This window comes from Delftia deserti, from assembly GCF_042653485.1.
GTDB classification, from domain to species: domain Bacteria; phylum Pseudomonadota; class Gammaproteobacteria; order Burkholderiales; family Burkholderiaceae_C; genus Comamonas; species Comamonas acidovorans.
In genome coordinates this window covers 359,991-373,428 of record NZ_JBHSIH010000001.1, presented here as the reverse complement: position 1 = coordinate 373,428, position 13,438 = coordinate 359,991, and the positions used below count along the sequence as shown (strand labels likewise).

Genomic DNA, 13,438 nt, shown 5'->3' with positions numbered 1-13,438 from the left:
TCAGCGGCCCATCGTGTGGACGCGGCGATTGCCGAGGCCGCGTACCCATGGGTGATTGGCTGAGGGGCCAGAGTTCAGCACGCGGTCTCGCCGTTCCTCGGCGGTCAGAGGCGGTTCCGGAAATGGCTCATCGTCGGGATCATGCTGCAAGGCTGGCTGCGGTGTGTTCAGCCGTTCGCTGGCACCGTCCTGGTTCTCGATGAAGGGCAGCGTGACGGCGCCCTTCATGACTGCAGCGAACTGGATTTCGACCCGGGCGGTGTCTATGATCTGTTTGGACATTTCGCAAACCATGCGGCTGCGTTCAAGATCCACGGTTTTGCTTAAGTCGCAGAGCATGTCCATCTGATTGAACAAGTGCTCGCGCAAATGACCAATATTTTTGGTTGCACTCATTGCTTATCCTCGTTAATTGAAGACTGACCGGCCTCGATCTTAATGCTATCAACGATTTCCGCAGCACATGCTGCTATAGCTCGGGCACGCATAACTGAGATTTCACTTCCACTGCGCTTAAGCGTTTCTAATGCTTTCTTAAGTTGTGAATATATTTCTTGAAATTCTCGGCTATTTTCGTGATGCGATGATTTATACATTTGCCCTCTCCTTTTTAACCCCAAGCCGCTTTGCCCTTTGATAAATGGCAGGCTTGCTCCTGCCAAATATGCAAGCTAGATCCGTTATGCTTGTAGTAGGATAAAGATCCGAGAGCTTTTTTTCGTTCTCTTGACTCCAAGTGCACGACGGGCGAGTGAGACCAAGAATTTTTAGTCGCCTTTCTATACCGATGGAGCTACGGCCTAAAGCCCCAGCCATTTCCCTATTTGTACATTGCAAGTAGTTGTTCAGCAGAAAATCATCTCCTTGGGCAGACCACGAATTTGTACGAGAAAAATACTTGCGTTGTGCTCCTGTCTCGTTTTGATCCTCAGGATGCATGCTTTCAATTAGATTCAGGGCGGCGCCGATTTGAGATTTAATGCTGAGCAGTTTGATGAGGGTAGGAGACATTCGACTACGCGCTGCCATCATCGGCACATCGGAGGGAGACATGAGTCTTAGGGGTTCCCCTTTTCTCCGACCTATCAATACCATCCCTTCGGGGACAGGTCCGTTGATAGCCTCCCATTCGATTACTTCCACGCGCTTCCAATCGATTCTACGAACTCCTGTTAGTGCAACCTTACGAAAAATTTTGCCTCGACTTATCCGCTCTGTCCCAATCGGTAAATGCCGGATACATTTTGCATTTGGGTTTTTGGTGCCATTGTCAGAAATTCGGTTATCAATTGAATGCAATGATCGATCCAATTTCTTGGCAATGTCCTCAAGCGTCATTATGCCAATCGAAGATTTTAAGAAATCTGCCTCTTCTTCTGTCCATCGCCTTCTCGTTAGGGAAACTCTATTTCCCATTTGAATGCCGATCTTCTGCGCTTTTTTTAGTACGGCGGTTTGGGCTCTCCCGATAATTGAACTCACTGCCGATGCCCCCATAGATGGGTAAATATCATGCAGCAATTTGACTTCTGCAGCGTCCCAAGCACGGGAGCTTCTGGCGGTGCTTCGAAAGAGGCCCATGCTGCGCGCTTTTTGATCGATGGCGGCAAATGAGCGGCCAAATATAGTCATCAGCTCTGGTGCCGATTTTGTAGAATAAATGGATTGCAGATTTTCCACCTCTGCCGATGTCCATGGAGTATTTATCTTCATGATGATGATGGTGTTGAGCACACCGGGAAGCACCCAAAATAGGGCGCTTTCCACTGTGTACATATAAAGGTAAATCGCGGAAACGATGTGTAAATTAAAAAGCCCGCTTCTGCGGGCCTGTAGCTGGGACTAGTCTTGTGCCTCGTGGGCAGCCTCTTTTATCAAGCTATTACAAATGCATTGCGATCCTTGCCTGCGATCCAGTTCGGGGGCTTGCCTCGCCCGGTCCAGGTCGAGCCGGTGGAGGGATCGCGGTACTTGGGTTCGCCCACAGAGCCCTTCGGCTTGGCGCCGCGCGTAGGGAAGACATCTTGCTCGGTCAGCTGGTACTGCTGAACCAGGGTGCGGACCTCTGTGACCGCGCCGGCCTTCTCGGTCTTCATCACTTCCGCGATGCGTGCCTCCAGTTCGGCCTTTTGCTGCAGCAGGGTCTTGTAGTCAGTCATCTTCGATTTCTCCAGTTGGTTTAGGAAAGTTGAAGCCCAAGCAGAGGGGCTTTTGGGAGTCAATTATCAATTGGCAAAAGCCGCCGCGAGCAGGAATGCGCCGGCAAAGCCGGTGCTGTCGGCCAGCAAGCTCATGCCGGCCACGGCGAGTAGAACGGCCCGCATGTCAGGCCTTCGCTGCGCTGTCGCGCACGTCTTCGATGTGCGCAATGAGGAGATTGCAGAGCGCCGTGAAATCCTCGGTAGCCATGTGCACTGCGCCGCGGCTGCGCTCAATCAAGATCCCTACCGCAACCAGCGTTTCGGCGTCGATCTTGAGCAGGCCGAGGGCTGCATTGATCGCGCCGATGGTCATGGTCTGGCCATCCACGATCAGCTGAGCCAGGGACGCGCGCTCCTGTGGAGCGGGCCTCGGCGGCGGCGCCTGGCGCACAGCTGGCGTGGGCGCCGGGGCGGCCTGGGCATGGGCCAGCACCTGGGATGTGATGCCGGGTGCAGCTGTCGCGGCGGCGGGGGCCGTTGCTTCCAGCGTCATCTGTTGGACAGGGGCAGCGGTGGGTGCTGGTGCGGGCGCTGGTACGGCCGGTGCTGGTGCCGAAGCCTGCGCTGTGGCGGCTGCCAAAGCTGCCTTGGCCTCGGCCAGCTCGTGCGCCAGGCGCTCGTTCTCCAGTCGGGTGCGCTCGGTTTGTGCCAGCGCACGCAGCGCGGCCACAGTGCTGTCGCGCGTCAGCGCTGCAGCTCCCGCGAACTCCTCCCATTCCTCGCCAAACTGCAGGTCCTCCAGCGCAGCAATGGCGCGCTCGATGGCCTCGACGGGCTGGCCATAGGCTTGGTCAGCGTAGGCGCGCAGCTTCTCCAGATTCTGGCGGTGCTGGGCCACGCGGTCCGCTTCGGCCTTTTCGCGTGCGGCCTTCTCGTCCGCCTTGCGTTTCTCCTCGGCCTTGATCTGCCCATCCACATGCTCCTCGATCGGCTTCACGATGGCCACCAGGCGCTCCACCTCGTCGGCCATGGTGCGCTTGAGGTCGTTGACTTCGCCCTTGATGCGCGTTTCGGTGCGCGTGAGCAGCAGCCGGCCGTTGTCGCGCAGGTCAGCGCGGGCGGCGACTGCTTCCTTCATGCCCTTGGGCGTGGCCACGGCATAGGCCACGTCGCGGTATTTGTCGGCCAGCGCCTGTATGGCGGGCTCGGCCTCGCGGAACTGCGCAAGCACAGCGTCGCGGATCGATATTGGCGTTGTGAGGACGGCGCCCGCACCAGGGCTGGGCGCCGCCGCCACGGCGGTGGTGGCTTCGTTCATTGGGTCTTCCTCAGAAAAGTTCGGGCAGCGCCACAGCTGCGGGCGTTGTGGCCTTCGGCTGGCGGGCGGGTTGTCGTTCGGGAGCGGGTGCGCGTTGCTGGACCGCTGCAAGAACCTGGGCGGTTGCTGCCGCCGCGTTGGCGCCGAATGCAGCGACGTGCGCGGGCTCGGGATGCGTGGCAGCGAATTCGGAGATGCACCGCGCGTAGTAGGTCCGGGCCAGTTCCAGCTTCACGTCCATCTGCGCCTCAAGCGCGCGGTCGCGCTCGATGGCCCAGGTGGTCAGGCGCATGTGCTCGGGGATGTGCTCGACCAGGTGCAGCTGCTGCGGCTCGTACTGGCCCAGCAGTTCCTCGGGCGTGTTCACCATGGCGTAATTGACCTCCCAGCGGTCCACGTCCCAAAGCCGCATGTAGCCGCGCATCTGCCACTCGTAGAGCGAGTCTTGGCAGTCACGCACGAATGCGGGGAAGGTCTGCAGGCTCCACGAGCATTTCAGGTCGTGGCCGCAGCGGCGCGGCCCCAGGTCCACCGTGTCGGCTTCACCCGTGATCTGGCCGTCGCTGCGCCGCTCGGTGTTCTTGGCCAGGGCCAGCCCGCGCACGCGGTTCAGCAGTGCCAGGCCTTCGGCTTCCACGGCCAGGCCCTTGTCCGTGTACTTGCTGGACACCTCGAAGTCCACGCCCCAAAGCTCCTGTCGCACCAGCTCCCGGATGTAGGTCTTGGCGGTTTCGCTGAGCGTGCCCAGCTTGAGGCGTTCCAGCACGGCCTTCTCTTCGTCCGTGCGCTTCTTCTTCGCCTGGATGGCTTCCACCTCGGGCGTGATCAGTGCGGGATCGATGCTCACCGGCGCGGTCATCAGCTTGCCGATGCTGCTGCAGCGGAACAGGATTTCTCTCATGCTGTGCTCCTGGTGGCGGCGTTGAAGGCGATGAGGCCGGCGCGGTCGCGGGTCAGCGCAGCGCGGCCATCGCGGCAACCCTTATCAAATTCATCCGTGCCGCGCACGCTGATGATGTAGTCCACCCAGCCCTGGGCCAGTTTGGAGAGCGGTGCAGCAGCGCCGCCCTGGCCGTCGTCATCCTCACCGGCCTCGGCCACGCCTGTGATCTGCTTGAGCGTGTGCCGCTGCAGGTATGTCGTGGTGGAAATGATGGCCTGGATGGCGTTCTTGCCGCCCGTTTCGTCGGGCTGAGCCGTCAGCTGGACTGTCTCGGCATGGCCTAGGCGGTGCCGCAACATGCAGACCACGGTGATGTCGCGGCCGACCTGGTGGGTCTTCCACGACCAGGCGAAGCCGTGAACGGAAAGCTCGGGGCCCATGGCCTGCACAACGTCGTCCAGCTCGGCATGCTTGTAGCTGGTTCGTCCGCCCTTGCTGGGGAAGTCCACCAGCTTGCGCTTCACGATGCGGATGTTCTTGGCCTTGAATGCGGCCAGGGCTTCGTTGTAGGCCTTCTCGGCCTCGTGGCGCTCGTTGCGCTCCAGCAGATCCATCATCTTCTCGATCTGCTCCAGGCCTGCGCCGCGCTCCTGCAGCGTCAGCATGAAGTTGGCGGCGGGTGATGTGGGAAGGGCGGTGGGAGCGGGGGCGGGCGCGGCGTCTGCCGCCGGCACCAATTCAAGGGCTGCGGCCTCTTTCTGAGAAACAGCGTTCATGGGAACCTCGCAGGTTGTGGAAAAAGAAACGCCCGCAGCAGCGGGCGATAGTCGGCGCCGGCACGGCGCGTATTGCATGGGGTGCTCATTCCGGGTCTTCCGGATCGCCGCGCATTTCCCTGACGAACGCCAGGTAGCGGGCGCCGCCAGCGGGCCAGGCCCTGTCCAGCTTCTGTGCGGTTTCCTCAAGCCACTCCATCAGCAGCGGCACCTTCTCGGCGTCGGTGAGTTCGGATAGCTTCATGGCTTTTCGCGGTGGCATTCCACAACGCTCTCGCTCACCCATTCGGCGTGCATGCCGGGGCACGCCAGCGCGCTGACGGTGGCAGGCGGGGCCTTGCCCGGCTCATCGTCCAGCGTTGCCTGCAGGCACAGCAGGCTGATGCCCAGCAGCACGGCAATCAGCCATGCCAGCGGCGGCGGGTCCGGGATTTCGTCACGTTGGTGCATGGTGGCTCCTCGATCAGTGGCGGTTTCGTTGAAGGTCCGCGATGTCTTCGCGGGCACGTTGGCGGGCATAGGCCCGCAGCCACTCGTCCATGGAGTTGCCCATGACGGTCAGCTGCGGGTGTTCGGGGTTCAGGCTCTGGCCCATGCGCTCGCTGGCGGCGGCGATCTGCTTGGCCAGCTCGTACTGCGCGGCCTGCAGGGCCTTCTGCACGAACTCGGCGTCGAAGGGCGGGCCGTAGTACGTGCTGGCGTAGGTATCCAGCTCGGCGTCTTCTGCCTCGGTGCGGTCTTCCTGTGCCGCGCGCTCGGCATCGGCCGTTGAGGCCCAGCAAATAGAGGGGAGTCGTGCATTCATGTGGGCCTCCGGAAATGAAAAAGGGCCTGCGTGTGCAGGCCCTTGGGAGAGGCAGAGTTCAGGTCTCCGTGAAGACCGCTCTCGGAATGTTGGGTGTCCGCCACTGCCATGGCTACGATGGATGGGTCTCAAACAACCATCGCCATGGAGAGCGGACATGAAATCGTCGGATGTCTACTTTATTTATTTGTTGCCCAGAGTCCTTGCTGAGCCAGCTTGGAAGCACTTGGAACGGTTTTTTCATGTTCCAACTTTGGAGAATGAAAAGCAGGCTCTGATGGTTGGATGTGAGCTGGATCTACATCAGCATCCGTACCTCTCGATCCGGGCCAAAGATTGGGGAGGACTCGGGGGAACTCGGAGAGTTCTAATTCGTCACGATATCGTTGCGTCGATACTTGAAGTGGCGAGCCACACCAGCCAAGTTGGGTTTGTGAACTTGTCGGTCGTCCGCGAACAATTAAAGGATCAGTCGTCATAGGTGCTCCTGAAAAGATCGATGGCTGCCGTGTACGCCCCGGCTTTTTCCACAACAACAACCAAAGGGCAGACCTTTGCTGTGCAGGTGGGCAACTACCTGTCACGCCATCGCGGCGGCGTCCTGGGGCAGGGCGCCAGCGTGATGGCCCTCTTGCGAGGGCATTCCGGATGCGCTCCGGCGGGCGTTGGTCTGGGCTTTTCTTTTCTTGGCATCCCAGTGCATGCCTCAAGCCGTATTTCTCCAATCCCCCCAGCTCAGGGTTCTGCGAGGCAGTCCTGGCTTCCTGGCCCCATTGGCCGCGGTCCCCAGGCAATTTCCCAGATCCTCAAGCACTTACCCGGCCCGTGAGGGCTGGTGGCTTGTCTCAGTAGTAGTGCGCCGACGACCTCTTGTTGCCCGCTGCCGCCTGCGGAGGTGCTTTGTTTACCCAGCCTGCCAAGCTGCATGAGCTGGCGTCTCCAGTACCTGCTGGTCCGCCCATCACCAGTGAGATCACTGCTGACGGGATGAAATGTACCTTCAGGTATTGCTTGTAATCAAGACCTTTGGGTATTGACCCTTTGGTATTGTTGGGTATTGTTGAGATGGTGTGTAGTTGTCAGGCGAAAAAAAACCGCCTCAGGGGCGGTTCTGGCTGGTCCAGGATGGGGGCTAGTAGGTTTTGCTTTCCCAAGCGCGCAACACCTTGGCAAGGATCTGGAAGTTCATTCCTGGTTTGATGTACCAGTCCCGGTATCTCTTGTTTTCGCTGATGACCAAAATTCCCTCACCGGGGATGCGCTGCAGACGCTTGATGAAGCCTTCGCCGTCCACGTCGAAGAAATAAACGCCATCAAACTCGCACTCCCTGACGCCTTTGTCCACCAACAATGGATCGCCTGGGTTGAACATGCCTAGCATGGAGTCGCCAAAACCCGTCACGATTGCAAGATTCTCATAGGCTGAAACATAGGGAAGGTTCTTTTGCGCCCACTCTCTGCTGACACTCCAGCTCTTGATAACTCCGGGTTGATCGCGAAGAACCAAGCCTCCCCCCATCGCACCGCCTGTCGAATACTGTCGAATCAAAATCTCGTCTCTTGCTGGTTTCTGGTCGGCATCTCCAGCCATGGGCGTTGGTGACTCCAGGGCCTCTAAAGCCTCGTTGGGAGTCATTTCCCAGAAGCCCCGAGGCAGGTCGAACGTGACGCGCGTCGCATCCATCAATTCTTGACCTATCCCCTTCGCGCCCTTCTTGTCCTGTGGGTAGAAAAGCCGGTTGATATAGCTCGCATCCTTGCCTATGGCACGCGCCATGGCAGCACGGTTTCCGTTGGTGAAGCGAGAGCAGACGATTGTAAGAAGCTGTTGCAGGCGCGTGTGGGTGTCCATGGATTGATTGTCTGAACATATACCCGCAGGTACAAGGTTCCTAAGGTATCTTCTTGATGTACCTTGGGGTATCATCTGCGGCATGAATTCGTTCAAACTGTTCTTCTCCGAGCTGGATCGGGCTGGCCGCATTGAGTTCGCCGCGTTATGCGGCACCACGCCCGGCCTGCTCAACAAGCTCATCTATGGTGGCGGGCGCGTCGAACTGGGCCTTGCTGATGTGATGGTTGCTGTTGGATGCGGCCGTTTTGTGCTGGCGGATCTCCCGCTGACAGAGCGAGCGAAGACTCAACACGCGGCGCGCACGAAGGCATACGGCGAGGAGGCTACCAATGGCTGAGAAATCGGCTGGCACCGCTCTCCATGTCCGTCGTGTCCTGCGTGGCTTGGTTGCCTTCGCGCGTGGTACGGGCCGCACCAGTTGCTCCGACACCATGGAGCTGCGTCAGCAGTGCGACGCCAACACACTGCGCGTGCTCGACGCGCTGGCCCGGGCCAAGGGCATGGAGCGCCCTGCCTACATTGAGGCGCTGCTGGAAGAGCATGCGAAAGAAGCGTTGCATGAGGCAAGTCTGATCGTGCGTCAGCTGCGGGGCAATCCGCTGCTGCTGGATGCGCTTGGAGCCCCGCCGGAGACCTTTGGTCTGCCAGCGGCCGAGGAAGAGGTGGGGAATGCACGAGCAACAACTGCCTGAGCCCCTGGTTCCCGAGGATTGCGACCTCGCTGATTTCGCCTTCATGCCTCTGGATGTCGCGCGCTTGCGTGACTCGGACCTTGCTGCCAATGAAACGCCGGAAGCCTGTTGGGCTGCCGTGCTCCTGTGGTCAGCGGCTTGGCACCAAGTGCCAGCGGGCTCCATGCCTGACAACGATGCCTGGATTGCGAAGCAGGCCGGCTATGCCCTGCGCGGGCGCATCGATCCGAAGTGGAAGCGTGTGCGCGAGGGCGCCATGCATGGCTGGGTGCTGTGCAGTGATGGCCGCTATCACCATCCCGTGGTGGCAGAAAAGGCCCGGGATGCCTGGGCCTCTAAGCTGATGCAGCGCTGGCGGACAGAGTGCGCGCGCATCAAAAAGCACAACGACAGGCACGGGACAAGCGTGGGACGTCCCTCGTACGAGGAGTGGATTTCCTCGGGACGTCCTGCGGGACAGCCTTTGCCACTCCCTGGGGACAAGGGCTCTTGTCCCGAGGGACAAGGCGGCGGTGTCCCTGGGGACAGCCAGCTTGGTCCCGATGGACAGGGTGCATATGTCCCTGACGAAAGCCACTCCAAGAGACAGGGAGAGGGACAGGGACAGGGACAGGGACAGGGACAGGGACACCCTATTTATTCCGTACCTGACGGTACGGGCGGTTCCCCCGCCAGGCTGACCGACCCCGGCGAAATCATCTTCGGCTACGGGCTCTCGATGCTGGTCAACGCGGGCACGGCGGACAAGGCCGCGCGGTCGTTCCTCGGCGGGCTGCGCAAGGCCCACGGCGATGCCGCGCTCATCGACAAGCTGCGGGAGTGTGCCAAGGCGCGGCCCTTGCAGCCGCTCGAATGGCTCGCCGCTGCACTGCCGCCTCCCTCGGTCGGTGGTCCGAATCGTGGACCCCAGGCCAACAACAAGCACAGCGCCGCGTATGCGGCCATCGTGGAGGACTGACCCATGAAAAGCATTTCCGCGCTGGCACCTACAGCGCTGCACGACGGTGCGCGAGAGCCTGCCGCCAACCCTGCCGTGAAGAACCTGTTCCTCGTGATGCAGGGCTGCTACGGGGCGCTGTTCCTGAGCAAGTTCGCCACGGGCGTGCTGGACGACCAAGGCCGCGACCTGGGCGTGCGCGCTGCGATGCGGGTCTGGCGCACGACGCTGGCCAAGTACGCCCCGGACGTGATCGAGTCCGCTGTTGCGCGCCTGACGGCAGAGCACCCGGACTATTCGCCACACCTGCCGCAGTTTGAGGCCATGTGCAGGGCCGCCACGCCGCGCAGGACGCACGCTGAGGAGCATGGTTGGCTGGCACTGCCGGCGCCCAACGCAGCGCCCGTGCATGTCCAGATCCAGCTGCACGGCGATGGCAAGGACTGGGCTCGGCGCATCGTGGCGCGCGTGCAGGCCGGCGACCAGACGCTGACGCGCACGGCCATCCGCGCCGCCATGCAGGCCCTGGGCATGGAGGGCTGGCCGCGATGACGCTGCTGCAGCTGCTCAAGACCGGCGCCGTGCTGCGCTACCGGCCAGGCTTCCGCTTTTACGCGGTCCAGCAGGGCCGCGAAATCTCCGTCAACCAGGTCGAGGCCGAGGCAGCCGTGCGCGCCGGCCGCGTCCGCCCCGAAAGCACCGGCCCCGATGGGTTCGGCGTGTATCACTTCTCGCTCAGGAATGCCCAATGACCCGCAGGTTTGAGTTTGCCCGCGACCAGGTGCTGGCCACCATCGAGGCTGGCCCCGTGCAGTACGCAGCTCTGGCCGGAACCATGTCCGACCCGGCCCGCGCCCAACTGCGCGCAATCATCGATGAGCTGACGGGGCAGGGCCTCATACGGCTGATCCAGCTGGACCGCTTCCCGCACTACGTGGTCACCGACTGGGTGATGCCCGACGAGCTGCGCCTGCAGCTGATCGAGGGAAAGTGCAAGCGCACCGTGGACGGGTGCCTGGTCTGGACTGGCTATATCGACCCGCGCCGCGGCCCCATGGTGCGATTTGGGCCGGACGGCCCTCCCACGGCGGCCCGCCGCGTGGTCTGGACGATCAAGCGGGGTCCGCTGGGCCTGCAGCAGACAGTCCGTGCGGGCTGCGATGACCCGGCATGCGTGGCCTATGAGCACATGAAGCTGGGCACCCGCGCCGACAAAGCGCGCGGCCGCAGCCTCACGCCGTTGACCAGGCTGCGCATAGCCCGCGCACAACAGGCAGCGCGCGGCAAGCTGGACCTTGAGAAGGTGAGGGCCATCCGCGCGAGTGCTGAATCGGAGACTGTGCTGGCGGAGCGCTACGGCGTCTCCAAGCCCACCATTGGCCAGATCCGCAGGAACGAGACGTGGAGGGAAGAGGGCGGCATGTTCACCGCGCTGATCCCAGGGAGGGCACGGGCATGAGCGTGATCCTTGGAATGGACCCTGGAGCCAATACGGGCGTGGCCGTTTTCTTGGACGGCCAGCTGGTGGAGCTGCTGACGATACCGCCGCACCACATCGAGCGGACGCTGCGCGCACGCATGCCGTCGCGCGTGGTCTTCGAGGACAGCCGGCTGCAGTCGCATACCTGGACGCGGGCGAAGACTCAGGCGGCCAGCCAGAAGATGGCGCGCGACGTGGGCCAAGTGGACGCGCGCTGCGCAGACATCATGAGCCACTGCGCGGACCTCGGTATCCCGGCCCACGGCATCAGCCCGGCGGGGAAGGGTAGCAAGCTGGATGCGAAGCGCTTCGCGGCCGTCACGGGCTGGACGGGATCAAGCAACGAGCACAGCCGCGATGCGGCCATGGTGGCCTGGCCCTATCGCCGCGCGGCGGATCTGCGGGGAGGTGGCCGTGGCTGAGATTGCCCTTCACGCTCGTTGGGATGGCCCCGAGCAGGCCCGGGCCAACTTCCTGCAGCGCGTGGCGCCCTGGTGCATACAGCAGTGGGAGGCTGGTCGCCGGCTGGAGGTGTTCGTGCGTCTGCACGAGGACGCCAAGACCGACAGGCAGCGCGTTTTCTATCACGACTTCGTGCTGGCCGAGATCGCGCGCCAGGTCGTCATCGACGGCCGCCGGCACTCGAAAGCCACCTGGAAGGAGCACTTCCGCGCCGAGTACCTGGGCAGCCGCGCGGTGACGCACCATGACCCGATCAGCGGCGCCACGACCACCACGCAGGAGCGCATCAGCACGGAGAGTCTGGGCGTGCGCGAGTACGGCGACCTGATCGACCGCGTGATGGCCCACGCCATCAACGAGCTGAACGTGGAGTTCCCGGCGACCTTCGAGCAATGGGAGCGCGAGCAGACCCACCCGGACACGGGCGAAGTGATTGGCGGGGTGTGCCCCTGATGCGCCGCACTGCCATGAAGACCGGCGGGACAGGGTTCCGCCGGCAGACCGCTCCTGCATCCCATGCTGCCCACGAGCTGGCGCGCGAGCAGCGCCTGGAGGCCCGCGCCGCCCGCGCCATGGCCGAGGCCCGGCCGCGCGCCGCCACTGTGGCCCTCATCGACCAGCACCAGGTCGTGCCCGCGCCGAAGACCGTGGCCCGGCGCAACCCGCGCCTGCGTGCCTTGGCCAAAGGCCAGCAGTGCCTGCTGCTGGTACCGGGGATCTGCACGAACGACACCACCACCGTCGTCTGCTGCCACAGCAATCTGTCCATCCACGGGAAGGGCGAGCGCAGGAAGGCCGACGACCACTACAGCGCCTGGGGCTGCGCCGCGTGCCATTCCTGGCTGGACCAGGGGCCTGCGCCGGCCGCGCGCAAGGAAGCCGCGTTCATGGCCGCGCACCTGCGCCAGGTCTTGGCATGGCGCGCGTTGGCCGGCGCCCCCAACACCGACGCCCGCGACCGCACCGCTGTGCTGTGGGCGCTGGGCCTGCTGAACGCAACACCTATTTTTTTCTGAGACGGGGAGAACATGACCACGATTGCCCGATACAACGCCCTGCGCCGCGAGCTGCTGCAGGTTGAACTCGATCTGGCCGCGTCCAAGCGCGCCTACCTGTCCGACGGCATCAATGGCCCGCGTGGCGCCCGCGCAGTGCTGGAGGAGCGCCGCGCCGAGCTGCGTCTGGAGCTTCACGACCTGCGTGGGTTGGTGGAGGAGCTGCGAGAGGCCGCGTTCAAGGCGAAGAAGCACCAGTTCCTGCTGGCTCTGATTGCGGAGTGCGAGCGGATTGGCCGCCACGACCTGGTGCGCACCGCGAGCGCCGAAGCATCGGAATGGCTACGCGCTCAGGGAATGGCCCAGGCATACAGCGCGAAGGTGTGACTACTTGAGCTGCATGGACTGGATGGCTGGCCAGCTGGAGGGCTGGCACGAGGAGGGGGCGCGGCACAACAACCCGCGCCCTGCGGGCGTCATCCGCCCGGGCAGCGGCACCGACGTGCTGCTGCGGTTTCTGCGCCAGAGCCGCGGGCGCTGGTTTTTCCATTCCGAGCTGGTCCTGGCCTTGGGCCGCAGCAAAGGGGAGATCGATTGGGCATTGCTGTACCTGGTGCGGGAGGGGCAGGTTGAAAGCCGGCTCACCGAGCTGCCGGCGCGCAAGCCAGTGCATCGCTACAGACTGAAAGAGGGATCGACAACATGACCACGACAACGGAACGCCAGCCCCAGGCGGGCGACATCTACGCATACAGGGAGGACGGCGCCGTGCTGTTCATCCCGCCCGCGCACCAGCTGACGACCTGGCGGGGCGGCAACCCTTTTCAGGGCCAGTGCCGGCGCCCGCTGGGCCAAAGCCCCGACGCGCTGCGCAAGATCCTGAACCCCAAGGGGAAGAAGCATGCAGCTTGAGGTGACAGCAGAGAAGGCGGGCTTCGACCAGCGCAACGGCTGGGACACGTTCACCGTTCTGGTTGGTGGGGTGCCCTGCTGTTATGCCGATGGGCCGCTTTGAGGGGCGGGTTCTGGCTCCGGTGCGGCGTCGATCTGCTGGCGTATCCAGGCGGCGCCTCCCAGTCTCCGCAGCTTTTCGC

The 13,438-nt window shown here is 62.6% G+C and carries 24 protein-coding genes; 13 read left to right on the top strand and 11 right to left on the bottom strand.

Annotated features, from left to right (window positions below):
* The 10 genes from ACFPFG_RS01800 to ACFPFG_RS01755 form a co-directional block, all read right to left on the bottom strand.
* A complete protein-coding gene (locus ACFPFG_RS01800) occupies window positions 1-396 on the bottom strand; it encodes a hypothetical protein (RefSeq protein ID WP_374621569.1) in 396 nt (131 codons plus the stop codon).
* Complete coding sequence (locus tag ACFPFG_RS01795; protein WP_374621571.1) at window positions 393-596, bottom strand: hypothetical protein; 204 nt, start codon at window positions 594-596, stop codon at window positions 393-395. The genes ACFPFG_RS01800 and ACFPFG_RS01795 overlap by 4 nt, the downstream gene beginning before the upstream one ends.
* On the bottom strand, window positions 589-1,776 hold the full coding sequence (locus tag ACFPFG_RS01790) for a hypothetical protein (protein WP_374621573.1): 1,188 nt from the start codon (window positions 1,774-1,776) through the stop codon (window positions 589-591). The genes ACFPFG_RS01795 and ACFPFG_RS01790 overlap by 8 nt, the downstream gene beginning before the upstream one ends.
* A gap of 98 nt (window positions 1,777-1,874) precedes the next feature.
* Window positions 1,875-2,159 carry an H-NS histone family protein gene (locus ACFPFG_RS01785; protein WP_374621576.1) on the bottom strand — a complete coding sequence of 95 codons (285 nt, stop codon included), beginning with the start codon at window positions 2,157-2,159 and terminating at the stop codon, window positions 1,875-1,877.
* Between the two features lie 166 nt (window positions 2,160-2,325).
* Complete coding sequence (locus tag ACFPFG_RS01780) at window positions 2,326-3,459, bottom strand: hypothetical protein (RefSeq protein ID WP_374621579.1); 1,134 nt, start codon at window positions 3,457-3,459, stop codon at window positions 2,326-2,328.
* A gap of 10 nt (window positions 3,460-3,469) precedes the next feature.
* Window positions 3,470-4,360 (bottom strand): hypothetical protein, encoded by an 891-nt coding sequence (locus ACFPFG_RS01775; protein ID WP_374621582.1) that lies wholly within the window; start codon window positions 4,358-4,360, stop codon window positions 3,470-3,472.
* On the bottom strand, window positions 4,357-5,118 hold the full coding sequence (locus ACFPFG_RS01770; RefSeq protein WP_374621585.1) for an ERF family protein: 762 nt from the start codon (window positions 5,116-5,118) through the stop codon (window positions 4,357-4,359). Before ACFPFG_RS01770 ends, ACFPFG_RS01775 begins: the two co-directional genes overlap by 4 nt.
* An 85-nt stretch (window positions 5,119-5,203) precedes the next feature.
* Window positions 5,204-5,362: a hypothetical protein gene (locus ACFPFG_RS01765; protein ID WP_169807224.1), complete on the bottom strand. Its 159-nt coding sequence runs from the start codon at window positions 5,360-5,362 to the stop codon at window positions 5,204-5,206.
* Window positions 5,359-5,568, bottom strand: coding sequence for a hypothetical protein (locus ACFPFG_RS01760; protein WP_034393241.1), 210 nt, complete (start codon window positions 5,566-5,568; stop codon window positions 5,359-5,361). The genes ACFPFG_RS01765 and ACFPFG_RS01760 overlap by 4 nt, the downstream gene beginning before the upstream one ends.
* 13 nt (window positions 5,569-5,581) lie before the next feature.
* The gene (locus ACFPFG_RS01755) at window positions 5,582-5,923 is read right to left on the bottom strand and encodes a hypothetical protein (RefSeq protein WP_374621590.1); all 342 of its coding nucleotides are present in this window, start codon (window positions 5,921-5,923) and stop codon (window positions 5,582-5,584) included.
* Window positions 5,924-6,080: 157 nt separating this feature from the next.
* On the opposite strand from ACFPFG_RS01755, the gene ACFPFG_RS01750 reads away from it, so the two are divergent.
* The gene (locus tag ACFPFG_RS01750) at window positions 6,081-6,404 is read left to right on the top strand and encodes a hypothetical protein (RefSeq protein ID WP_374621593.1); all 324 of its coding nucleotides are present in this window, start codon (window positions 6,081-6,083) and stop codon (window positions 6,402-6,404) included.
* Between the two features lie 651 nt (window positions 6,405-7,055).
* Here ACFPFG_RS01750 and ACFPFG_RS01745 read toward each other — a convergent pair.
* Window positions 7,056-7,775, bottom strand: coding sequence for a S24 family peptidase (locus ACFPFG_RS01745; RefSeq protein ID WP_374621596.1), 720 nt, complete (start codon window positions 7,773-7,775; stop codon window positions 7,056-7,058).
* Between the two features lie 82 nt (window positions 7,776-7,857).
* On the opposite strand from ACFPFG_RS01745, the gene ACFPFG_RS01740 reads away from it, so the two are divergent.
* From ACFPFG_RS01740 to ACFPFG_RS01685, 12 genes are read left to right on the top strand one after another with little or no spacing between them, the layout of a single operon-like run.
* Window positions 7,858-8,115: a hypothetical protein gene (locus ACFPFG_RS01740; RefSeq protein ID WP_374621599.1), complete on the top strand. Its 258-nt coding sequence runs from the start codon at window positions 7,858-7,860 to the stop codon at window positions 8,113-8,115.
* Window positions 8,108-8,470: a hypothetical protein gene (locus ACFPFG_RS01735; RefSeq protein ID WP_374621602.1), complete on the top strand. Its 363-nt coding sequence runs from the start codon at window positions 8,108-8,110 to the stop codon at window positions 8,468-8,470. The genes ACFPFG_RS01740 and ACFPFG_RS01735 overlap by 8 nt, the downstream gene beginning before the upstream one ends.
* Window positions 8,448-9,428 carry a DUF1376 domain-containing protein gene (locus ACFPFG_RS01730; protein WP_380104657.1) on the top strand — a complete coding sequence of 327 codons (981 nt, stop codon included), beginning with the start codon at window positions 8,448-8,450 and terminating at the stop codon, window positions 9,426-9,428. Before ACFPFG_RS01735 ends, ACFPFG_RS01730 begins: the two co-directional genes overlap by 23 nt.
* Before the next feature lie 3 nt (window positions 9,429-9,431).
* Entirely contained in the window at window positions 9,432-9,959 is a 528-nt protein-coding gene (locus tag ACFPFG_RS01725) for a hypothetical protein (protein WP_380104656.1), read from the top strand.
* Window positions 9,956-10,159 (top strand): hypothetical protein, encoded by a 204-nt coding sequence (locus ACFPFG_RS01720; RefSeq protein WP_380104654.1) that lies wholly within the window; start codon window positions 9,956-9,958, stop codon window positions 10,157-10,159. Before ACFPFG_RS01725 ends, ACFPFG_RS01720 begins: the two co-directional genes overlap by 4 nt.
* Window positions 10,156-10,866, top strand: coding sequence for an HNH endonuclease family protein (locus ACFPFG_RS01715; protein ID WP_380104652.1), 711 nt, complete (start codon window positions 10,156-10,158; stop codon window positions 10,864-10,866). Before ACFPFG_RS01720 ends, ACFPFG_RS01715 begins: the two co-directional genes overlap by 4 nt.
* A complete protein-coding gene (locus tag ACFPFG_RS01710; protein ID WP_380104650.1) occupies window positions 10,863-11,309 on the top strand; it encodes a hypothetical protein in 447 nt (148 codons plus the stop codon). The genes ACFPFG_RS01715 and ACFPFG_RS01710 overlap by 4 nt, the downstream gene beginning before the upstream one ends.
* The gene (locus ACFPFG_RS01705) at window positions 11,302-11,802 is read left to right on the top strand and encodes a recombination protein NinB (RefSeq protein ID WP_380104648.1); all 501 of its coding nucleotides are present in this window, start codon (window positions 11,302-11,304) and stop codon (window positions 11,800-11,802) included. The genes ACFPFG_RS01710 and ACFPFG_RS01705 overlap by 8 nt, the downstream gene beginning before the upstream one ends.
* A complete protein-coding gene (locus ACFPFG_RS01700) occupies window positions 11,802-12,365 on the top strand; it encodes a nuclease domain-containing protein (RefSeq protein WP_374621621.1) in 564 nt (187 codons plus the stop codon). The genes ACFPFG_RS01705 and ACFPFG_RS01700 overlap by 1 nt, the downstream gene beginning before the upstream one ends.
* Window positions 12,366-12,377: 12 nt before the next feature.
* On the top strand, window positions 12,378-12,731 hold the full coding sequence (locus ACFPFG_RS01695) for a hypothetical protein (RefSeq protein WP_374621625.1): 354 nt from the start codon (window positions 12,378-12,380) through the stop codon (window positions 12,729-12,731).
* Between the two features lie 13 nt (window positions 12,732-12,744).
* Complete coding sequence (locus ACFPFG_RS01690) at window positions 12,745-13,050, top strand: hypothetical protein (RefSeq protein ID WP_154834784.1); 306 nt, start codon at window positions 12,745-12,747, stop codon at window positions 13,048-13,050.
* The gene (locus tag ACFPFG_RS01685) at window positions 13,047-13,256 is read left to right on the top strand and encodes a hypothetical protein (RefSeq protein ID WP_047472205.1); all 210 of its coding nucleotides are present in this window, start codon (window positions 13,047-13,049) and stop codon (window positions 13,254-13,256) included. The genes ACFPFG_RS01690 and ACFPFG_RS01685 overlap by 4 nt, the downstream gene beginning before the upstream one ends.
* Window positions 13,257-13,438: the final 182 nt, after the last annotated feature.